Source organism: Dactylosporangium cerinum (assembly GCF_042653625.1).
Classification (GTDB): Bacteria; Actinomycetota; Actinomycetes; order Mycobacteriales; family Micromonosporaceae; genus Dactylosporangium; species Dactylosporangium cerinum.
In genome coordinates this window covers 1-21,786 of sequence record NZ_JBHSIU010000031.1, presented here as the reverse complement: position 1 = coordinate 21,786, position 21,786 = coordinate 1, and the positions used below count along the sequence as shown (strand labels likewise).

The following is a 21,786-nucleotide window of genomic DNA, read 5'->3' as shown; positions in this document are numbered from 1 at the left end:
CAAGGAGCGCGAATAGTCCGACGCGAGCGGAACCAACCCGGATCAGTCTCTTTCCTGGCCGTCGAGAACCCAGGTGACGGACTGTTCGGCATCTTCGATCGCCAGGTGGATGTAATACAGCATGCGAGGGTCGGGCTCGGCCCAAGCGACGCAGCGCAGCCGTTGCACGAAGGCGTTCACCGAGTCGAAGTCGGTTGGCGCGGCTCCGGCCATCGCCGCCAGCGCACGCCACAGCGACTCGCGACCGTACGCCTCCCCGTTCCTGCCTTCGTGGGCGGTGGGGATGTCGTACGCAAGGTGACCGGCCGCCAGGTGCACGAGATGCTTGTAGGCGTCGGCGAACTCGACGCCCCCGGCGTGCCGGTCGGGTCCATCCCAGCCGATCGCGGCAGCCGCCTCCCAAGCGGTACTACGGAACGCATATGCCCGCACCGCCGTCGACAAAGCATTCAGCTCCCGCAGCGCATCATGCTCGACCGCAACGGCGACGTCAGGTGACATTGCGATGGGATCCGGCAGGGCATCCGGGAACCGCCAACCCCATGTACCCGAACAGCTTGTCCGGTTGTACTCAGGCACATCGAACTCGCCGTTCCAGCAAGCAGCCTCCCACGGCAGCAGGCACAGCGGCGCGCCGATCATGCCGACGTCCAGGTCGGCGTCCCACTGCAGATCCTCGCCGCACAGGATTCGAGTATGCGCCACCAGGTGCCGGGTCCGCTCATGCGGCAGGTGCTGGCGCAGCTCCCGCCAGGGCCGATGGGCGACCACCTCCCACAGCGCCCCCATGTAGTAGGGACCTTGAGCGAACAGATCGACCGCCACGGCGGCGATCTCCACCGGCGCCTCCAGCGCAATGACATACGCGGCCTCGCGCCGCTCCTGCGCTGTGCCAGCCTCTGGATCACCGGCGAACTGGAGCAACTCCGCCCAGCACCCTCGATCCGCGAGCAGCGCAAGGTTGGCATACGACACGCTCGGCAGCGGCATCCGGGCATCCTCGCACCCGACACCCCACGCCCGCCGTCCCGACAAGACCGGCGAACACCACCGGCACGCGCACATCGGCATGAGTGAGCATGTGATCAAGGGGTGCTTCGTTGGATGGCGCGCTGTGCCCGTCGTGCCTGTGGTTGGAGGGCCAATCCCCGGCGACGTCGCCTGGGGGTGTCCTGTTCGTGTTGCCGATCTTGGTTGAGTCGCACATGCCGTCCGACTTGCTGTGGTCCCCGCAGGTGTCAGATGAAGCCTTCTCGCGTTCCCCGTCATCTGGGTTGGAGGTGTGCGTTGGCTGGTGATCTCGAATCCGGCAGCGTTGATCTTCTGGCGTGTTGGGTGGATGAGGTGCGGCCGGCGGGGCGTTCGTGTCGGCGGTCCCCGGACGCGACGGGTGGTTTGCGGTTTGTGTTCTACGGGCGGGTGTCGACGGCGGATTTTCAGGAGCCTGAGTCGTCGCGGCGGTGGCAGCGGGATGTGGCTGAGGAGTTGATCGCGGGTCATGGTCGGGTTGTGGCGGAGTTCTTCGATGTCGACCGGAGTCGGCGGTTGCCGTGGCGTGACCGGCCGCGGGCGGCGGCGTTGCTGGGGTTGTTCGCGGATCCGGATCGTGGGTTCGATGCGGTGGTGGTGGGGGAGTGTGAGCGGGCGTTCTATGGTGATCAGTTGCTGTCGATGGTGTCGGTGTTCGAGGCGGCCGGTGTGCAGGTGTGGTTGCCGGAGGCGCATGGCCGGATCGATCTGGGGGATCCGTCGCATCGGGCGTTGGTGATGTTGTTGGGTGCGCAGTCGAAGTGGGAGGTGTTGCGGGCGCGGTCGCGGGCGTTGGCGGCGATGCGGGCGCAGACTCGTGAGGAGGGCCGGTTCCTGGGCGGTCGTCCGTTGTACGGGTACCGGCTGGTGGATGCCGGTCCGCATCCGAATGCGAAGCACGCGAAGTGGGGCCGTCGGCTGCGTCGATACGATCCGGACCCGGCTACCGCGCCGACGGTGCGGCGGATCTTTGCGGAGCGGCTTGCCGGGTGTAGCACGTCGAGGATTGCGGCCGGTCTCAACGAGGACGGTGTCCCCGTGCCCGTCGCGGGTGGACCGGGAACGCGATCCGCATCGCTCGGGTGCCGGTTGGGCGTTGACGACGGTGCGGGCGGTGCGGGCGGTGCTGAGCAACGCGAGGTACACCGGCAGGCAGGTGTGGAACCGTCAGCCGGGGCGGTACACGCCGCCGCATCTGTCAGGCCCGTTCAAGACGCAGCGGTGGGCGGGCACCGATCAGTGGGTGATCTCCAAACAGGTGGCCCATCCGGCACTGGTGTCCGAGGCGGACTTCGTCGCCGCTCAGCAGATCACCGCGCTTCCGGCGTCGCGCGATGACGGACCCCGGGATTACCGGCTGGCGGGCATGTTGCGCTGCCGGTCGTGTCGGCGTCGCCTCGATTCGTGCTGGTCGCACGGCCGCGCTGCGTACCGCTGCCGCCACGGCCACACCAGCGCGAAACCACGCGGCGGGGGAGGGGCGTCGAACCTCTACGTCCGCGAGGACGTGATGGTCGATGTCATTCGTGGGCTGTTGCCCGGCCGCAGTGCCGGCTGGACCTGCCTGCAGATGGTTCAGCATCTACGCCGGCATCGGCTTGTGGTCAGCTGCGCGGAGTTCGCCTGTTCGCTGGAGCCGATGTTTCCGGCGTGACCCCTTTGCGGAGTTATGTCCGCTGGTGGGGGTTAGTGTGTCGAAGGTCCGATTTGAACCCCAACTACATGGTCGTCCTCCGCGAGGAATTTCAATTGATCTAGCGCCTGGCGTGCCGCAACTGTTCGTGCGTCGCGAATCGGAGGCGTCGCCACCTGCGACGCTTCCTCATCTGGCTCCCCTCTAGGTCAAGGGGTTGGGGCGGCGGATGTTCTAGGGTGGGTGGTGGCGGGTTCGGTTTGTGACTTGTCCGAAGTGTCAGCTGTCGGGATTGGGCTGACCGCGCTGGATTGCAGAGTCGCTCCCGGTTGTCCTGCTGGGCCCGCCACCCCGGCTCGAGCGTGTTTGGCGTCGCGTGCCATGCGTTTGAAGACCACGTCGGACAGGTGACGCTTGAGTGCGCGCAAGGCTTCCATGGTGGTCTTGCCCTCGGCCAGCCGCCGGCGGTAGTAGGCCCGGCCGGGGGTGTCGTGGCGGAGCTGGACGATCGCCATGATGTGCAGGACCCGGTTGATACGCCGGTTCCCGGCACGGGACAGCCGGTGGCGGCGTTGGTCGCCTGAGGACGCCTCGATCGGGGCGGTGTCGTTCCAGGACGCGAAGTGCGCGGCGGTGGGGAACCGTTCGATGTCACCGACGTCGCCGATCAGCCGGGCCGCTCCGGACGGGCCGATGCCGTTGAGGTCGGTGAGGCGGCTGCCGGCCACAGTGACGAATTCTCGCAGCTGCTTGTCCGCGGTCCGGATCTTCGCGTCGATCGCGGTGAGCTCGTCGATGAGCTCGCGGGCGAGCTGGTGACGGGTTTGCGCCACGATGCCGACCGGCTCGGGGGCGGTGCGCAGCAGATAGCTGGCCTGGCCGCGGGTCAGGAACTTCTTCGCCCCGCCGGGCACGAGTTCGAGCGGCAGGTGGTGGATCCGGCTGACGGTCTCGGTGCGGGCCCGGCCCAGTTCGTCGCGACGGTCGACCAGCAAGCGCAGCACGACGGCTGTGTCGTCGGCTTGGACCTGGCGCAGTCCTGGGCTGCGCAGGCCGGCCACGGCAACGCTGTGCGCGGCGGCCGGGTCGGTCTTGCGCCCTTGCCCGGTGTCGAACACCCGCACCCGTGCTGACAACTTGGCCGGCACGTCGATGACGGTCTCACCGTCGGCGACGAGACGCTGGGCGACGTGCCGGCCGATCCCCGCACAGCCCTCCACCGCTCATGTTCGCTCCGCGAACCGGCGGCCGGCCTCGAGCATCCGCGTGTAGCCGCCGGTGTCCGTGCCGTATCGGCCCTTCGCCAAGACCTGTTCGCGTTCGTCGATCACCTCGATCGTCGCTGACCGCTTGTGCGGGTCCATTCCGATCACCACACGGCCCATCCGCTCCGCCTACTCGTTCGTACACTGTGGACGATCGGCGAGGAGGGCAACGCTACTTCGAGCTGGGCAAACCCCTCTTGAGCCACTCCCGGCCACGGTGACCAGCAGGCGCAGGCCAAATGAGAGTCACACCCAACTGCTGTGGACAGCCGATGATGAGAGCAACCCGCTGGTCACTCGACCCAGCCTGGCCGGGCTGAGATCGTAGATCAAATTAAACAAGTAGCCGATGTCCGCGCACCTGGTCTTGCCGGTGTCAGCGCATCGGTTGTTGGTGGTCCCGGTGGTTGCTGGCTGGCATGCGCCGCCGCCGTGGCGTAGGTCAGAATGGCACCGTGTCATACGATCTTGCGGTCTGGGAGGGTGACCGGCCTGCGAACGACGTTGCCGCGGCGGCGGAGTTCAAGCGGCTGTACGAGCGCTACATGGGGTCTGCTGCGCCTGTCGAACCCACCGCGCGGATCGCCGCATACGTGGCTGCGTTGCTGGCCCGCTTTCCCGACATCGGTACGGAGGCCGGCGAGGACAGCCCGTGGTCCACCGCGCCGTTGATGGGCGAGGCCCACGGCCCGCTCGTGTATTTCCCAATGGTGCTGGGCTGGGCGGAGGAGGTTTCGGCGTGGGCCGCTCAACTGGCCGGCGTCCATGGTCTGAACTGCTACGACCCTCAGCTGAACCAGCTGCGTCTGCCGGTTGACGGGGTGCTGAAGCCGGTCGTCGACCGGCGTACGGTGCGGGACGCCGCCGTGCGGCGGCTGACCGGTTCGATGCTCGGTCGCGGATGGCAGGTGACGCGGTCTTCCCGCACCGATGCGGCCTTCGCTCAGCGTCAGCCGGGCGGCCTGGTGTTCTCCCTCAGCCTGAATCCCACGATCGGTTCCCGAGGCGTGACCTTCAGCCCCTTCGTCGCGGCGGGTCACCTCGAGCTGGGCCGGCTCTGCAATGCGTTCATGGGTCGTCCGCCGGAGGAAGGGCTAGGGGTTGCCGTCGGGACGGCCGCCGGATTGCAGGACCTGCTGTACGCCGACGGTATTTCTCTAGCGTCTTTGACCCGGTGGGCAATCCACTCGGAGCACGAGGTGGATGCGGGTAGCGACGTCCTGCTCGAGGATCTCGACACGTACGGGATGCCGTTCCTGGAGCAGTTCAAGGGGCTCGGGGATGTGATCACTTGGACGTACGCCAACCGGGGTTACCAAGCCCGGGACGGCATCCTGGCCGTCGCCTGCGCTCTGGACGGCAGGGAAAGTGAAGCCGTCGCAGCGATCGAGGACTACGCCGCGTACGGCGCGGGCCAGGTGAGCCGGATGCTCGAACAGACAACCGGATTCGTCCAACGCTTCGTCGACCACTTCAGCATCGGCACCGACGCTCTACGGCGACTGCCCAGCGCCTAACCGATCCGAACCGGTGAGGACCTCAGAAGTCAACGCCTGCCAAGCCGAACTCGAGTTCGCAGCGCTCGTGCTCAACCTCCGCAAGCTCTGGACAGACAGACTCGACCCGCAACGCAAGCCGGCACGCTGCCTGAGCACCAGCGCCACAGTCCACACCCCGACCAAACGCACCAACCGCCGGCACTACCCGCGTCACCTCCCGCCAGCCCGAAAACGCAACAGCCTCCGTGCAAAGCGCGAGTGTCCCAGTCGCGATGCCGGTAGCCGTTGCGCTGATTGACCCGCTCGTCGCTGCGTTCACCATAGTCGGCGCCGCACACCGCGTCGGCCTCCGCGGACATGAGCGCTTCGGCGAACGTTTTCACCATCGAACGCAGCAGATCGGGTGACGCCGAGGCAAGTTCCTCACGCAGGAACCGGCCAACGTCCACACTCTTGGGTGCGGTCATCGCTTGATCTCTCCTTCATGCTTCGCAGCTCGAAGGATCAAGCGGTGACCGTCTCCATACCCTCAACCACCTCAAAGGTGGGCGATTCGTACACCACTCCCGTGGACGCGACCAAGCTTTTCTGCCTTTGACGGCGGCGATTCATCCGTTGGTCGACGGCCGGTCGCCCACCCGGCGTGCAAAAGGCGGGCGACCGAGGATGCGGATTACCGTCACCAGCCAGTGACAGCCCAGCCGCTGCATGGGTCGACTGCGAACGATACGTCACGGCATACCTTGTGGCGACGCACTCGATACGATCCACTGTAGGCAGCGCTGACCCGACAGCTGTTAGTAGCGACCGTGCGGGCCGTTTCGTGGTGGCTGCCATCCGCGCGGTCGTACGACGAGTAGACGTTGTTTCCGTCGCTGGTCAAGTCGCATGCCGCGACGTCCCAGCTGCTGTTCACGTCCTGGCTGGAATCGCTACCCAGATATACGGTCAATGCGTTCGCGGTATCCGGAATTGCAACGGCAGCCACACACACGGCCGTCCTTATCACCCCAAGCCTGGACGCCGAAAGTCCCTACGTTTTGCCTACGCCGGCCCGCACATAGGTGTCCTGGCCGATCCCTGACCGCGGCGGCGTCATGACAGCTTCCGGTCGTCCTTCAGGAGCGGGACGCGCTGCGCCAACTGCATGCGGGCGAAGTGGGAGCGGAATCTGGGCTCACCGTGGCTGGTCCAACAGTCCTGCCCGACCTCTGCTTCGCACTCCGGATCTGGACACGGGACCTGCTTGATGTCTTCCTTGGAAGGGTTCATACCTCTACTACCGGGCCTACAACGCGTGCACCAGCTCCACGATGGTGGCCTTGCGAACCTTGGTGTTCGGCCCCGCTGGCTTGCCGGGGTGGACCTTGACCAGTCCCCGCTTCGCCAATGACTCCAGGGTCCGTCCGACCGTCCTTGGCGTCAGCAGCGGACCACCGACGAGCACCTGTACCCGCTCCGCCAGAAGTCGGAAGGGGGCGATCGGGCGTGGTCCCTGCTCCTGGCCCAGCTGGAGGAGAGCGAGCATGACATCCGCTTCGCGTGCAACTGGAACGACCACGTCGCCACCGACATCCGCACCCAGCTCGGCGAGCGGTACCTCAAGGGACCACATGGATCAGTCGGGGTCTACCTCGTTGGCATGTTCCGTGGGACTTCGTGGCCCGTCGGCGACTTCCGACGCGCCAAGGCTATGAGAAACCCCCAAACCAAACTCGAACCGCTCCTGGAGCAGGAGGCGGCAGCGCTGCGCGAGAAGGGCGCATACGTCTGGGTGGAGCTGCTCGACCTGCCACGGGTCTGTCCAGTAAACGGCTGATCTTGGTTACTGAACGGGCTAGTTGGTGGCTGGGATGAGCCGGCCCTCGAAGGCGATCTGGAAGGCGTTCAGCGGTGCCTTCCAGCGCATGGTCCATCGACGTCGTCCGGTGCCGGTCGGGTCGAGGCTCATCAAGGCCAGGTAGACGCACTTGAGGGCGGCCTGCTCGTTGGGGAAGTGCCCGCGGGCCCGGACGGCTTTGCGGATGCGGGCGTTGACGCTCTCGATGGCGTTCGTGCTGCAGATGATCTTGCGGATCTCCACGTCGAAGGCAAGGAACGGCACGAACTCCGCCCAGGCGTCGGACCACAGCTTCACGATCGCCGGATCCTTCTTGCCCCAGGCCTCGGCGAACTCCATGAACCGCTCGGTCGCGGCGTCCTCGGTCGGCGCGGTGTAGACCGGCTTGAGCGCCTTGGCGATCTTGTCCCAGTCCTGGCGGGGCCGCGTAGCGAAACGAGTTGCGCAGCAGATGGACCACACAGGTCTGGACCACCGTGCGGGGCCAGACCGCCTCCACGGCCTGCGGCAGGCCCTTCAACCCGTCGCAGACCAGCATGAGCACGTCGGTGACGCCGCGGTTCTTCAGTTCGGTGAGCACGTGCAGCCAGTGTTTGGCGCCTTCACCGCCGTCGCCGGCCCACATGCCCAGGATGTCGCGGTTGCCGTCGACGGTGACGGCCAGGGCCAGGTAGATCGGTCGGTTCGCGACCTGACCGTCCCTGATCTTGACGTTCACAGCATCGATGAACACGACCGGGTAGACCGGGTCGAGGGGCCGGTTCTGCCATTCGGCCATCCCGTCGATCACCTTGTCGGTGATCGTGGAGATGGTCTGCTTGGACACCTCGGCGCCATACACCTCCGCCAGGTGAGCGGCGATCTCACCGTGGGCCAGGCCGCGGGCCGACAACGACAGGACCAGATCGTCGACCCCGGTCAACCGCCGCTGTCGTTTCCGCACGATCTGCGGCTCGAACGTGCCGGCCACATCGCGCGGCACCCGCACCTCGACCGGCCCGACATCGGTCAGCACGGTCTTGGCCCGGTGCCCGTTGCGGGAATTGCCGCTGCCGCGGCCCTGCGCATCGTGCTTGTCGTAACCGACGTGATCGGTGATCTCGCCCTCAAGGGCGGATTCGAGGACCCGCTTGGTCAGCTGCTGCAACAGCCCGCCCTCGCCGGTCAGCTTCAGCCCGTCACCACGGGCCCGGTCGACCAGCATCGCGATCAGTTGCTCATCCGTGGCCGAGGCGTTCAGCACAGCCGCAGCGTCCTGCTCGACGATCGGTTCGGTCGTCATGGTGGCGCATCTCCTCATGATCGAGATCCGCCGTTATTTGTACACCCCCGCTCGGCGCGCTCAGTTAGATTTCGCGGCCCCTGTTTCTCGCTCGCTGAGGCGATCGGACGCCCGCCTGATACATCGAGCCGGTGACGTATTCCGTCTCCGGTCGTCGTCATTTCCTGACAGCTCGTGCTCTTGGGGCGCACTACGGTTTTGTTCACCCCGACAAACGAGAGGAAGTTTCATGATCAGGAAGCGCCTGATCGCCGTCATCACCCTGACGTCGATCGTCGCGCTGGGGCTGACGCTACCCGCGTCGGCCGCCCAGGCCAGTCCGAACTGCGACCGGCCCAACCCCCCGCCCATCTGCCAGGAGCAGCCGCCCCCGCCGGACCCCGGAGTCCTGTCCGGCACCGCGGTGTTCTCCCAGGAAGCCGCCGAAGGCGGCGCATACGGCAACGCCTATGAGTCCAACAATAACCCGGTGTGGGTCGACCTCAAGGTCGACGGCGTCGTCCGGCGCACCGTCACGCCTGGCCAAAATGGTTGGTACAACGTGTCCGCTCCGATAACCCCGGTAACGGCCTCGGTCTGCGCGGTGGCCCGCTCCGCGTTCGCCGCGATCCAGCTGGGCTGCTGGCAGCCGCACAGCCCGGTCGGCGAGGTCACCTTCACCTACAACGGCTCCACCACGGTGGTGTCGGGCTGGGTCATCGACCCGGACACGACCGGCCCGGTGACGGTGACCGTCGGCAGCACGCCGTACACGGCCAACCAGCCGCGCGCCGACATCGGCGCCCTGTACCCGTCGTACGGGGCGTACCACGGGTTCAGCGTCACCTTCCCGTACTGGGTCGGCTGCTACGACGTGATCGCCCGCAACATCGGCATCGGGTCCGACAACTGGCTGGCCCTCTGCCTCACCTGAGCGTGAACAGCAAAGTGCCGGCGCCCAACCCGGGCGCCGGCACGCTGGCCGCCATCATCGTCACCAGTACCTCGATCCCGTCGCCGGGTTGGAACCGCGTTGGCGGACCGTCGACCATGCAGTAACCCGACGCACGCTCGTCTGGCTCGTCGCCAAGCTGAAACTCAAGGTAGCGCGGACCCTCGGGTGTATCGATGAAGAGCGTGACCGCCAAGTAGGCCAGACCGGCCTCCTGCCGGGTGTACCGCGTCACCTGCGACCGGCTAACGTTCCAAGCCACCCAAGATCTCCTCCGCCGAGGCAGGCACCGTACCGCATCTGCCCAGTTCCAGCGCAAGCTCACACCGATCCCAACCAGACTCGCGGGTGGGTTCCAAACTCACGAACACAAGAACCGGCCATCAGCCGGTGGGACCCAAGCGCGGCTACAAACGGGCCCCAAATCCACGGACGAAACCATGCCACTTGACGCCACGCCCGACGACCCGGCCCCAGGCAAGCCTCGGCCCACCCGACGCCCTCGCCCGGCAGTCAGCCGAAGCACGACGTCCTGAAATGCTGCCAGCGGCACGCTCGCGGTGTCGAGCGCCATCCAGGCAATCAAGGACCCAGCGCTGGCCACTGCGGCGGTAGGGGAGTGGCAGCTGGATGACCGCCGTTTGGCCTTGGCGTGCGCAGGTTTGAATCTTCGGCGGGTCTCACCGAACATGGGAACGGTCCGACGGGCGCAGCAACGTCGCGATGATCAGTGGGACGTGGAGCGTGCGTAATGGCCACGGTTACTGCCCAGCGGCTGACTGATCGTCCGGTGTGGCTGTTGCTCAACGGAACGCCAGGCAGAGGTTTGGCCTTGGGCGGTCGTTGTGCTGGGGATTGTCGTGTGGGTCGACGTCCGGCCGGCCGTCCGTCAATGGATGACGCTAGGTCGTGCGGCCAGACCTGCCGTCGATTACGGTTCACCTGTCGCCGTCGTGAACCCTTACGCCACGAACGGAACGGTTGCGATGCGGCCCGGACCGGCCGTGATCGAGCGCGCTGCCATGCCGCTGTTGGGGCGAACGGCACCCGCCCAAACGCGCCCTCCGATCAGCAAACGCAACAGCGCCCCATGAGCGGGTGGAGGCGAGTAAGGACCTGCCCGGTGGGGATTTCTGCTGTCCGGCCTCCCGCGCGGAGCGGCTCACCGGCTGAGCTGCCGCCGACGGGGGTCGGGGTGTGACACCCGTTGCCCTCCTCAGGCGTCGGCATCCTGTTGACCCGCAGGCATGCGCGCGTCCGCGTGCTGGACCTCGTCCGCGATCTGCACAACCAGGTTCGGCTGCAGCTTCGCCAGCACGGGCAGCGGGATGAGCCACGATCCGACGCCGAATGCCGCACCCAGCAGGCGATCGGCCGCCGGGTGGCCGACGACCTCCGCGATCCCGGCCAGTGCGCGCGCCTGCCCGTCCCGGTCGGGGATGCTGCGGGCGACCCGCTCGGCGCGGTCTACGTCGCCCGCCCTGGCCGCTGCCATGGCAATGCTGGTCAACGTGACACCCTGTGGCGAGTCGGCCCGGTTCGTTGTGTACATCGCTCTGTCAGGCATGCTTTGCGCGATCCGCTCGGCCCGGTCCAGGTCGCCGCTGGTTGCCGCCGCCTCGGCGACGCTGGCCAGCGCCTCGTTCAACGGGAAGTCGGGCACGCGGCTCTGCCCGAACCGCGGAGCACGCGGGTCCGGGATGCTGCGGGCAATGCGCTCGGCGACGTCGAGGTCGCCGGTCCTCGCCGCGGCCGCGGCGACCCTTGACGCTGCCTCCACCCATTTGTATTCGAACTGGCTCTCAATCCACAGGCCGATCCGCACGGCGTCGTTGGTGACACGCTCAGCGCGGTCGAGGTCGTCGACGTCCGCGGCTGCTTCGGCGACGCCGGCCAGCGTTTCGGCCTGCTGGGCTGGGTCGGTGATGCTGCGGGCGATCCGCTCGGCACCGTCGAGGTCGCCGCTCGTCGCCAGCACCTTGGCCACCGCGTTCAGGACGCGACCCTGGAAGTACGGCTCGGAGACGCTGCGGGCGATCCGCTCGGCACCGTCGAGGTCGCCGGCCGTCGCCACCGCCCTGGCGACGTCGGTCAGCGCGTCGGCCTGACTGTGCGGGTGGCTCATGCCGCGGGCGATCGACTCGGCATAGGCGGCGATGCGCCGGCTTTCGCTGAGGTTGCCCTCGCCCGCCGTCGCTTCGGCGATCATGGTCAGCACGTCCACTTGACGGTACGGCTCCGTCACGGCGCGGGCGATCCGCAGGGCGCGCTCGAGGTCGCCGGTCCGCGCCGCCGCGTCAGCGATCTCGATAAGCACGTCCGTCCGTACGTACGTGCTGCTGATACTTGTGGCGATCTTGACGGCGCGGTCGAGGTTGCCGGTGCCGGCGATCGCTTTGGCAACTTTGGCCAGCGCCTCGGTCCGTTGGTTGGACTCCGTGATGCCGTTGGCGATCTGCGCGGCGCGGTCGACGTCACCGATGTCGGCGACCGTCGCGGCGATACCAGCCAGCGTCCGGGCCCGCCTGGCCGGGTCAGTGATGGCGCGGGCGATCCGCTGGGCGCGGTCGGTGTCGCCGGCGGCGGCCGTTGCCCGGGCGACGTCGGCCAGCGTTTCGGCCTGCCGGTCCGGGTCGGTGATGCCGCGGGCGGTCCGCTCGGCGTCGGCGGCGAGGCGCCGGGCCCGGTCCAGGCCGCCGTTCCTGGCCGCTGCGCCGGCGACGCTGGTCAGCGCATCCGCTCGAGGTCGACGGTCGGATACGCCGTACGCGAGCCGCTGGGCGTGGTCGAGGTCCCCGGTCCGGGCCACGATGTCGATCACCTTGGCCATCGCCCACTTTCGATGGCCGCCGTCAGTGATGCTGTGGGCGATCCGGGCGGCGCGGTCGGCGTCGCCGATGTTCGCGGACGCCTCGGCGACGGAGGCCAGCACCCGGCCCTGGTCGTACGAGTTGGTGATGCCGCGGGCGACCCGCTCGGCGTCGGTGATCAGTTGCCGGGCGCATGCGAGGTCGTCGGTGCGGGCGGCCGTCTGGGCGAGCATCAGCGCTTGACGATCCGGCTCGGCGACGTGGCCGACGATCCGGGCGACGTCGGCGAGGTCGCCGATACCGGCGGCCGCCGCGGCGACGGTGGCCTGCAGCCCCTGTGCGGTGGCGGTGGCCATGAGCCCCGCGCCCTTCCCCGCCGCGACGACGGCGGCACTGCGGGCGATCCGTTCGGCGCGACCGCGGTCACCCATGCTGATCGCCGCCTCTGCGACGCTCCTGAGGGCGTCCAACTGGTGCGACGAGTGGCCGGTGGACTCGGCGATGCCTTCGGCGCGGTCGAGGTCGCCGGCACCGGCGGCTGCTTCCGCGATCGTGGCCAGCACCTCCGCCTGGTCGCTCAAGTCGGCGAGACTGTGGGCGATCCGGACTGCGTCATCGAGGTCGCCGGTGCTCATCGCCGCCTCCACGAGTTTCTCCACCGCCCACCGCTGGCTCCATGGGCCGGTGATCTCATGGACCATGGTCTCGGCGTCGGCGATGAGGCGTCGGGCGTGGTCGCCGATGCTGGACGATGCCTTCGCCACCGCGGCGATCGCCTTCACCCGGTTTTCCGGCTCGGCGATGCTGTCGGCGACCTGCTCGGCGTGGTCGAGGTCCCCGGCGCTGACCGCCGCGTTGACGACCGAGGCGAGCGCGCTGGCCTGGGAGTGCGGGTGCGTGATGCGGTGGGCGATCCGCTCGGCGTCGACGGCCAGGTGTCGAGCCTGGTCGAGGCGGCCGGTGCCGGCGGCCGCCGCCGCGACCGCGGTCAGGGCGCCGACCCGCAGGAAGGGGTCCGGGATGCTGCTTGCGATCTGTTCGGCGTGGTCGAGGTCGCCGGTCCTGGCCGCTGCCTCGGCGACAGAGGTCAGTGCGGCTGCCCGGAGGTACGCGTCGGTGGTGATGCTGTCGGCGACCCGCAGAGCGTGGCGCGGATCGCCGTTGCTGACCGCCGCCTCGGTCACCTTCAGCAGCGCTTTCGCCTGCTGGTTTGGGTCGGGGATGTCGCGGGCGATCTGCGCGGCCCGGTCGAGGTCGCCGGCCGCGACGGCAGCGGCGGCGACCTTCGCGACCGCCTCCGCCTGGCGGCCCGGGTCGGGGATGTCGCGGGCGATCTGCGCGGCCCGGTCGAGGTCGCCCGCCTCGACGGTTGCCGCGGCGATCTTCGCGAGCGCCTCGATCTGACGCGCCGGATCGGGGAGGCTGTTCACGATCCGCACGGCGTGGTCAAGGTCGCCGGTGCCGGCGACCGCTTCGGCGACCCCGGCCAGGGCCTCCGCTTGGCGGTCCGGGTCGGTGAATCCGCGGGCCAGGGCCTCGGCGCGGGTCGGTTCGCCGATGAGGGCCCATACGGCGGGCAGGTCGGTGGAGATGTTGACGTTGCGCGAATCGAGACGCCGGCGATGCATCGACAGCCGTGCCACCGCGAGCAGGTCGGGCGTCTCGCCGGCCATCAGGAGTCCGTGAGCGGCTTCGATCTCGGCGACCGCGGCGGCGTCACCGCCGCTGACGTCGAGCATCCGGTTGTGCCGGGAGAGGTCGGTGACCAGGGCGACCAGGCGATCGCCGTCACCGGTCGTTTCGAGCATGCGGGCGTAACCACGCAGCAGGTACTCCGGTGTCGTGTCCGGCCACGGCTCGCGCCCGTCGCGCGGGGAACGATACGTGGCGGCCCAGGCATGCAGTCGCTGCTGGTATCCGGTGAGACGGCTACGGCCGAGGTACTGGACGGCGGCGTGCTGAAGCTCTTCGTGTCCGAGCAGGTAGATCTCGGGGCTCGATTCCGGGGACCAGGTGGCGACGCGGCGAGTGAAGGTCCGCCCGGCCACAGTGTGCAGCGCGCCCTCGATCTGCACGAGGTCGGCGCCGGTCAGCTCGCGCAGGTCAGGGCCGGACAGGCCGCCCCGGGCGGCGGTCAGCAGACCCAGCAGGTCCTGCTCGGCGCCGCTGCCATTCAGGAGGCGTTTGAGCTCGGCCTGGCTTCGTTGCTGCAGGTCCCTGGCGTGCGGGGAATCGCCGAGCAGGCGGATGATCCCGTCATCGCGGAGCGGATGCCAGGCCTCCACGTCGTCGGGGATCGGCGGGTTCGGCCGCCCGGCGACGATGACCCGCATCCCTGCCGGCGGCGAGGCGGGCAGCAGCCCGGCAATGCTGTGCGCGCCGACGGTGAGGCTGCGGTCCTCGTCGAGGCCATCGACGACCAGCACCAGCCGCGCACCGTCGGCCTGGCATGCGGTTGCGGCTTGCTCGAGCAACTCCAGCAGGACCGCCTCCCGGGTCGCCTCATCCGCCGCGGACGGCAGGTCCCGGCGGGTCAGCTCGCACAGCTGCTCGGTGAGCACCGTGGTGAATGCGTCGCGGGTGTCCTGGCCGGCCAGCCGGGCGGTGATGAAGAACGACACCAGCCGCACCCGGTCGGCCAACTCCGGTGGCGGGGTGCGCACGAACGTCGACAACAGGGCGGACTTGCCCGCCCACGGCCCGGCCCGCCACCACACGTACGGGCCACGGTGATCGTCCAGACAGAATCCGGCCAGCTCGGCCAGCTCCGCGTCGCGGTCACGCAGCCGTGGCGGGGCGATCCGGGCGACCTGCTGCAGGTACGCCGACCGGACGGGCCGCGCCTCCCCCGGCGCCACCGGGTACAGATGGAACTCGGCGTTCCCCGCGATGTGGCCGATGCCCACACCGCCCCGCACCCCGAACCCGTACGAGCGCGGGACGGCAGCGCCAGCGACGCCGGGCGGGTCCGGCCGCTGGCCCGCCGGGTCGCGGCCGATGTTGACGTTGCCGCCGACCTGACCGACCGCCACTCCACCGTCACGAGCGTCGACGTGCGCGTCGCCGGCGAAGGTCGCTGCCCCGGGCCCGGCCACGACCGGCGCGCCGCGCGCCTGCTCCGCCGTGTGCAGCTGCGTGACGAGTTCGGTCACCGCCTGGCCGAACGCCCCGTCCCGGCGGGCGGCGGCCGTGACCGCCAGCTCCAACTGCTGCCGGGTCAGTTCACTGACCTGACCGTCGGGTCGTGCCGCCTCCTCGGCCAGATCGTCGAGGACCGGGTGCGGGCCGAGCTTGGCGGTCACGACCTGGTGCAGCCGGTCCAGGCCAGGCTCCGTGGGCTGCCGACCGGCACCCGGCAGGGCCGTGCGCACCGCCCGCGCAATCACGTATCCGGCCACCAGCCTGGCGTCGACCGCCACCGGCCCACCTCTCATCGCAGCGTGATCGCATTGTGCCGGACCGGCGCCACATGCGTCCGTCCCGACACCGCGTGCCGGACGGACATGCAGCGCAAAGTCCCGGAACCCGGCCATGCGCCATGAATGCCCTGGCACTGGACGGAGGGGTACGCCACGGGGCGTCGCCTTGTCCCGCTTTGCGACGAATGTGGTTCTATCCGCTGCGTTGGTGGTGATTGACGAGCGTTGCCAGTGCAGCGGGATCAATCCGTGCCAGTGCCTGCAGGCAGGTTGTCCACGGCCCCAGGACGAGTGCAGCCGCAATTAACGGTCGGGCCTTCGCCGGTTCACAAGTCACGACCACGTCGGTCAACGCCAGCGCCTGCCAGTAGAGGTCGGTGATGGAGTGGGCGGCTTGCTCGGCGCGGGTACGGTCGCCCGCGGTGGCGAGCACGCTGGCCACGCCGGTCAACGCCCGCGTCTGGGAGTTCGGGTCGGTGATGGTGTGGGCGGCTTGTTCGGCTTCGGTTGCGATCATTACGGCGCGGGTGTGCTCGCCCGCGTTGGCGAGCGCGCTGGCTACGTCGGTCAACGCCAGCGCCCGCCAGTAGGGGTCGGTGATGGAGTGGGCGGCTTGCTCGGCGCGGGCATGGTCGCCCGTGGTGGCGAGCGCGTGGGCCACGCCGGTCAACGCCAGCGGCTGCCAGTGCGGGTCGGTGATGGTGTGGGCGGCTTGTTCGGCTTCGGCGGCGATCTTCGCGGCGCGGGTGTGCTCGCCCGCGGTGGCGAGGGCGCTGGCCACGTCGGTCAACGCCCGTACCTGCCAGAGCGGGTCCGTGATGGAGCGGGCGAGTTGTTCGGCTTCGGTTGCGATCGTCGCGGCGCGGGTGTGCTCGCCCGCGGTGGCGAGGGCGCTGGCTATGTCGGTCAACGCCCGCGTCTGGGAGTTCGGGTCGGTGATGGTGTGGGCGGCTTGTTCGGCTTCGGTTGCGATCGTTACGGCGCGGGTGTGCTCGCCCGCGGTGGCGAGGGCGCTGGCTATGTCGGTCAACGCCCGCGCTTGGGAGTCCGGATAGGTGATGGAGCGGGCGATTTGTTCCACTTCAGCGGCGATCGTCGCGGCGCGGGTGTGCTCGCCCGCGGTGGCCAATGTGCCGGCTATGTCGGTCAACGCCCGTACCTGCCAGTACGGGTCGGTGATGGAGCGAGCGGCCTGCTCGGCGCGGATGTGCGCGCCCGCGGTGGCCAATGTGCCGGCTATGCCGGTCAACGCCAGCGCCTGCGAGTACGGGTCGGTGATGGTGTGGGCGGCTTGTTCGGCTTCGGTTGCGATCGTTACGGCGCGGGTGTGCTCGCCCGCGGTGGCCAATGTGCCGGCTATGCCGGTCAACGCCCGCGCCTGCGAGTACGGGTCGGTGATTGAGCGGACCGCTTGTTCGGCTTCGTCGGCGATCTTCGCGGCGCGGGTGTGCGCGCCCGCGGTGGCGAGGGCGCTGGCTATGTCGGTCAACGCCAGCGCCTGCCAGTGCGGGGCGGTGATGGTGTGGGCGGCTTGTTCGGCTTCGGCGGCGATCTTCGCGGCGCGGGTGTGCTCGCCCGCGGTGGCGAGCGCGCTAGCCACGTCGGTCAACGCCCGCGCCTGCCAGTACGGGTCGATGATGGAGCGGGCGATCGTCGCGGCGCGGGTGTGGTCGCCCGCGGTGGCGAGCGCGCTGGCCACGTCGGTCAACGCCTCCGTCTGGGAGTCCGGGTCGGTGATGGAGTGGGCGAGTTGTTCGGCTTCGGCGGCGATCGTTACGGCGCGGGTGTGCTCGCCCGCGGTGGCGAGGGCGCTGGCTATCTCGGTCAACGCCCGCGCTTGGGAATCAGGGTGGGTGATGGAGCGGGCGATCGTCGCGGCGCGGGTGTGCTCGCCCGCGGTGGCGAGGGCGCTGGCTATGTCGGTCAACGCCCGCGCTTGGGAGTCCGGGTCGGTGATGGAGTGGGCGAGTTGTTCGGCTTCGGCGGCGATCGTTACGGCGCGGGTGTGCTCGCCCGCGGTGGCGAGGGCGCTGGCCACGCCGGTCAACGCCCGCACCTGCCAGTACGGGGCGGTGATGGAGCGGGCGAGTGCTTCGGCGCGGTTAGGTCGTTGGACTTTAGCCCAGAGAGCAGGCAGTTCGGGCGGGATGTTGGTGTTGCGGTCGATGAGGTTGTTGCGTTCGACGGACAGTCGGACCAAGGCATGTAGGTCGGGGCCGGGTTGGGTCATGACGAGGTCTTGTGCTGCTTTGACTTCGGTGAGCGCTGCGGCGTCGCCGCCGCTGAGGTCGAGCATGCGGTTGTGGCGGACCGGATCGGCGGCGAGCGTGACGAGCCGGTCGGTGTCCTCGATGGTGTGCAGCATTCGGGTGTAGCCGGACAGCAGGTAGCGGGGTGTGTCCGGTGGCCATGCCGGCTGGTCGGGGGTGCTGGTGCGGTAGGTGTCGGCCCAGGCATGGAGCCGGTTTCGGTAGTCGGCCAGGCGGGTCTTGCCGAGGTAGTGACAGGCAGCGGTGTGGAGTTCCTCGTGGCCGAGCAGGTAAATCTCGGGCCCCGTGTCGGGGTTCCAGTGGTCGGCGCGGCGGGTGAAGGTTCTGCCGGCCACGGTGTGCAGGACGTCCTCGATGTGGACCAGATCGGCGCCGGTCAGTTCGTGCAGGTCCCGTCCGGACAGGCCGCCGCGGGCAGCGGTGAGCAGCCCGAGCAGGTCCTGTTCGACCGGGCTGCCTTTGAGGAGACGTTTGAGTTCGGTTTGGCCGAGGCGTTGCAGGTCGCGGGCGTGGGGTGAATCGCCGAGCAGCCGGATGATGCCCGGGTCGCGCAGCGGATGCCAGCTGGAGACGTCGTCCGGAATCGGTGGGTTCGGTCGGCCTGCGACGATGATCCGCATCCCGGCCGGCGGGTTCGCCGGCAGCAGCCCGGCGATGCTGTGGGCGTGCGGGCCAACGGTCTCGCCGCGGTCCTCGTCCAAGCCGTCGACGAGCAGCACCAGCCGTTCCCCTGCAGCGGCGCAGACAGCGGCGGCCTGACTGAGCAGCTCCAGCAGACACGCCTCCCGGGTCGCCTCGCTGCCGGAGCTGGGCAGGTCCTGCCCGGTCAGCTCGCACAGCTGCTCCAGCAGCACCGTCGTGAACGCCTCGCGGGTGTCCTGGGCAGCCAGACGGGCGGTGATGAAGAACGACACGGTCCGTGCCCGCCCCGCCAGCTGCGGTGGCGGGTGCAGCACGAACGTGGACAGCAACGCGGACTTGCCCGCCCATGGCCCGGCCCGCCACCACACATACGGTCCACGCAACGCATCGGTGCAGAACCCGGCAAGCTCCGCCAGTTCAGCATCCCGATCCAGCAGTTGTGGCGGGGCGATGCGCCTGACCTGCTCCAGGTACGCCGACCGCACCGGCCGCAGCACAGCCACCGGTGCTTGATGAATCGTGACCGCGCCAGCAGCACCGATTGCGGTGCCGAGCCCTTCAGCGTGCACACGGTGCAGCGGCGCATCTCCGCGCCAGGCTGCCGGTGCGGACATGCCGAGGGCGGCTGACAGTGCAGACAGGGTGGGTGTTCCGGGCGCGGTCGGCGGCGGGACCGGCCCGGCTACGAAGGGTCCGGCGACTGTCCAGCCTCACGTGCGACGGTCACACCACCGGCGATCTGTCCGAACGCCACGCCGTGACCGGTTGCTTGGGTGTAGGAGTTCCCGGTGAACACCGCCGATCCGGCACCGGCCACCACCGATGTGCCGGAGGTCTGCTCCGCGGCCCGCAGTTGCGCCACCAGGTCGGTGACCGCTTGCCCGAACGCGTCGTCTTTGCGTGCCCCGGCCGTTACCGCGAGCTCCACCTGCTGCCGGGTCAGTTCACTGACCTGTCCGTCCTCGACGGCTGCTTCCTCGGCCAGGTCCTCCAACGCAGGGTGGGCGCCAAGCTTCGTCGCCACCACCTCATGCAGCTTGTCCAAGCCGGCATCGATCACTGCATCGGCTTCCGCATCCAGCCGGCCGGTCGCCCGGCGAGCCTTCCGCACCGCCCACGCAATCACGTACCCGGCCACCACGCCAGCCTCGATCACCACCGCGACACCACCTCCCCAACACCGACTGTCAGACCTCATCTGAATACTGACGGACAACAGCAACCGCGTGCCGCACCAGCGCCAGAGACTCGCCGACCGCCACGCCATTAGGCCGCAGACGAGCCGTCCCCGCACGCGCCGAACTCCGCTGCGCAGCGAGCCCACCACCGCGCTTATCGTGAGCCATCAGGCATGCCGAGCGCCTTTGGCGCGCGGGCGCGTCGACCGTGCATAGTGCCCATAGGTGCGGCCTCGTCACCTGCGTGGCGCCACCACTGCCGTCGGGAACGGCAGGCCGTACCGGCTCCGCCCTCGGCGCGGCATCGGTGGATCGAGGCTTGGGGCGTGGGGGTTCGACTCGTTGAGTGGCGCGATGGTTCCGAACACGTGTTGAGCTGGGCGGTGGGGTGAGGCGCGTGCCGGGGTCCGAGCGCGACCAAACCCCCACGCTTGTCGGACCATCGACAACAATCAAACTAGCGTAGGTTGCTGGACGGCGCGTTCACGACGCCTGTCAGAGGGCTACCGTAGCCGGGTCGTCGCACGAGTTGCCGGACGGGCGGTGCGACTGCGGCGACCTCAATCCTCGGACCGGCGTCAAGGGCGTCGCTGATTGCCGCCCGACGCGGCCCCCATTATCTAAGGCGTGTTTGGTAAGTCGGGATGTTGGCCGTTCGTCGGCGCGGCGGTGATCGGTATGTGGCGAGGTCTCCGGTAGGTGGGTTAGCGACCAAGCAAACCTTCATACCGGAGACCTCGTGGCCAGCGTAGCGGTGGCGAGGCGGCATGACCTCAGCGACGCGCAGTGGGCGGTGCTGGCCGCGGTGCTGCCTGCCGTGTCGGTGCGTGGGCGGCCGCCGAAGTGGAGCAGACGGCAGTTGATCGATGGGATCCGGTGGCGGATCCGGGTGGGTGCGCCGTGGCGGGACGTGCCGGCGGAGTACGCGCCGTGGCAGACGTTGTACTGGTTGTTCCGTCGGTGGCAGCGGGACGGCACGTGGCAGGCGGTGCTGACCGCGCTGCAGGCGCACGCCGACGCGGCGGGTCGGGTCCGGTGGGACGTCAGCGTGGACTCCACCAGTGTCCGGGCGCATCAGCACGCCGCCGGTGCGCGCCGGGACGGGGGCTCGCAGCAGGAGCCGCCGGGTGGGGTGGACACCGAACCGGACGATCACGCCCTCGGTAGGTCGCGGGGTGGGCGGACCACGAAGGTTCACCTCGCGTGCGAGCAGGGCCGTAAGGCGCTGTCGTTGCTGCTGACCGCGGGGCAGCGCGGCGACAGCCCGCAGTTCGTGCCGGTCCTACAACGCATCCGCGTGCCGCGCCCTGGCGGTGGCCGGCCGCGGACCCGCCCCGACCGGGTGCTTGCCGACAAGGCCTACGCAGGGAAGGCGAACCGTGCCTACCTACGCCGACACGGCATCCGAGCGACGATCCCGATCAAGGCCGACCACGCCGCGAACCGGCGCAAGCTCGGGTCGAAGGGCGGCCGCCCACCGGCCTTCAACCCGGAGCTCTACAAGCAACGTCATGCCGTGGAGTGCGGCATCAACCAGCTCAAACGCAACCGCGGCATGGCCACGAGGTACGACAAGCTCGCCGTGCGCTACCAGGCCACCGTCACCATCGCCGCGATCAACGAATGGCTCTAACCCGACTTACCAAACACGCCTTAGTGCTGTGACCACGAACGTTGACGGTGTCGGTCAGGCCGCTGTTCGTGCGGCGGGCTGGCCCCACCGTCGTTGGCGTTCGGAGCGGATGCGGGCGCGTTCGCGGCGTTGGGCTGCGAGGACGTCGGGGTGGCGGGCGTTGGCGTTGCGCCACCGCAGGTAGGCGTGGATGGCCTTGGTCGAGGCCGGGTGGTTGGCCCGGTTCGACCCGGCGACGGTGAACATGCGCAAGGGTCCGAAGTGCGCTTCGATCGGGTTTGCCCAGGACGAGTACGTCGGGGTGAAACACAGCTCGACCCGGTTGCGGGCCGCCCACTGGCGGATCTTCGCGCCG

General features: G+C 69.0%; 13 protein-coding genes and 4 pseudogenes. 6 read left to right on the top strand and 11 right to left on the bottom strand.

Annotated features, from left to right (window positions below; translation table 11 throughout):
• Positions 1-42: 42 nt before the first annotated feature.
• A complete protein-coding gene (locus ACFPIJ_RS26085; protein ID WP_380118169.1) occupies positions 43-990 on the bottom strand; it encodes a hypothetical protein in 948 nt (315 codons plus the stop codon).
• A 114-nt stretch (positions 991-1,104) separates the two neighbouring features.
• Between ACFPIJ_RS26085 and ACFPIJ_RS26080 the strand changes: the two are divergent.
• Together ACFPIJ_RS26080 and ACFPIJ_RS26075 are read left to right on the top strand one after the other, a co-directional pair.
• Positions 1,105-1,794 (top strand): annotated as a pseudogene (locus ACFPIJ_RS26080) (recombinase family protein); the annotation flags it as partial.
• Between the two features lie 349 nt (positions 1,795-2,143).
• Positions 2,144-2,683 (top strand): recombinase family protein, encoded by a 540-nt coding sequence (locus tag ACFPIJ_RS26075; protein ID WP_380118167.1) that lies wholly within the window; start codon positions 2,144-2,146, stop codon positions 2,681-2,683.
• Positions 2,684-2,871: 188 nt separating this feature from the next.
• On the opposite strand, the gene ACFPIJ_RS26070 is transcribed toward ACFPIJ_RS26075, so the two are convergent.
• Positions 2,872-3,882: an IS110 family transposase gene (locus ACFPIJ_RS26070; protein ID WP_380118164.1), complete on the bottom strand. Its 1,011-nt coding sequence runs from the start codon at positions 3,880-3,882 to the stop codon at positions 2,872-2,874.
• Positions 3,883-3,885: 3 nt separating this feature from the next.
• Positions 3,886-4,026 (bottom strand): hypothetical protein, encoded by a 141-nt coding sequence (locus tag ACFPIJ_RS26065; RefSeq protein ID WP_380118162.1) that lies wholly within the window; start codon positions 4,024-4,026, stop codon positions 3,886-3,888.
• Positions 4,027-4,382: 356 nt separating this feature from the next.
• On the opposite strand from ACFPIJ_RS26065, the gene ACFPIJ_RS26060 reads away from it, so the two are divergent.
• Positions 4,383-5,444: a hypothetical protein gene (locus ACFPIJ_RS26060; protein ID WP_380118160.1), complete on the top strand. Its 1,062-nt coding sequence runs from the start codon at positions 4,383-4,385 to the stop codon at positions 5,442-5,444.
• A gap of 233 nt (positions 5,445-5,677) precedes the next feature.
• On the opposite strand, the pseudogene ACFPIJ_RS26055 reads toward ACFPIJ_RS26060, so the two are convergent.
• Both ACFPIJ_RS26055 and ACFPIJ_RS26050 read right to left on the bottom strand, forming a co-directional pair.
• A pseudogene (locus ACFPIJ_RS26055) lies at positions 5,678-5,893 on the bottom strand (transposase); the annotation flags it as partial.
• Positions 5,894-6,714: 821 nt separating this feature from the next.
• Positions 6,715-6,954, bottom strand: coding sequence for a hypothetical protein (locus tag ACFPIJ_RS26050; protein ID WP_380118158.1), 240 nt, complete (start codon positions 6,952-6,954; stop codon positions 6,715-6,717).
• A 165-nt stretch (positions 6,955-7,119) separates the two neighbouring features.
• Between ACFPIJ_RS26050 and ACFPIJ_RS26045 the strand changes: the two genes are divergently transcribed.
• Entirely contained in the window at positions 7,120-7,245 is a 126-nt protein-coding gene (locus ACFPIJ_RS26045; RefSeq protein ID WP_380118156.1) for a hypothetical protein, read from the top strand.
• An 18-nt stretch (positions 7,246-7,263) separates the two neighbouring features.
• Here ACFPIJ_RS26045 and ACFPIJ_RS26040 read toward each other — a convergent pair.
• A pseudogene (locus ACFPIJ_RS26040) lies at positions 7,264-8,470 on the bottom strand (IS256 family transposase).
• 307 nt (positions 8,471-8,777) lie between these two features.
• Here ACFPIJ_RS26040 and ACFPIJ_RS26035 point away from each other — a divergent pair.
• Positions 8,778-9,461 (top strand): hypothetical protein, encoded by a 684-nt coding sequence (locus tag ACFPIJ_RS26035; protein WP_380118154.1) that lies wholly within the window; start codon positions 8,778-8,780, stop codon positions 9,459-9,461.
• On the opposite strand, the gene ACFPIJ_RS26030 is transcribed toward ACFPIJ_RS26035, so the two are convergent.
• From ACFPIJ_RS26030 to ACFPIJ_RS26015, 4 genes are all read right to left on the bottom strand, one after another.
• The gene (locus ACFPIJ_RS26030; protein ID WP_380118153.1) at positions 9,454-9,714 is read right to left on the bottom strand and encodes a hypothetical protein; all 261 of its coding nucleotides are present in this window, start codon (positions 9,712-9,714) and stop codon (positions 9,454-9,456) included. The two genes, ACFPIJ_RS26035 and ACFPIJ_RS26030, sit on opposite strands and share 8 nt — an antisense overlap.
• Before the next feature lie 981 nt (positions 9,715-10,695).
• Complete coding sequence (locus ACFPIJ_RS26025; RefSeq protein WP_380118151.1) at positions 10,696-15,954, bottom strand: tetratricopeptide repeat protein; 5,259 nt, start codon at positions 15,952-15,954, stop codon at positions 10,696-10,698.
• A complete protein-coding gene (locus tag ACFPIJ_RS26020) occupies positions 15,902-19,234 on the bottom strand; it encodes an ATP-binding protein (protein ID WP_380118149.1) in 3,333 nt (1,110 codons plus the stop codon). The genes ACFPIJ_RS26025 and ACFPIJ_RS26020 overlap by 53 nt, the downstream gene beginning before the upstream one ends.
• Positions 19,235-19,302: 68 nt before the next feature.
• Positions 19,303-19,779, bottom strand: a complete 477-nt coding sequence (locus ACFPIJ_RS26015) for a chromosome partitioning protein (protein WP_380118147.1) — start codon at positions 19,777-19,779, stop codon at positions 19,303-19,305.
• Positions 19,780-20,537: 758 nt separating this feature from the next.
• Here ACFPIJ_RS26015 and ACFPIJ_RS26010 point away from each other — a divergent pair.
• The gene (locus tag ACFPIJ_RS26010) at positions 20,538-21,431 is read left to right on the top strand and encodes an IS5 family transposase (protein ID WP_380118145.1); all 894 of its coding nucleotides are present in this window, start codon (positions 20,538-20,540) and stop codon (positions 21,429-21,431) included.
• A 54-nt stretch (positions 21,432-21,485) separates the two neighbouring features.
• Here the strand turns inward: ACFPIJ_RS26010 and ACFPIJ_RS26005 are convergent.
• A pseudogene (locus ACFPIJ_RS26005) lies at positions 21,486-21,786 on the bottom strand (IS630 family transposase); the annotation flags it as partial.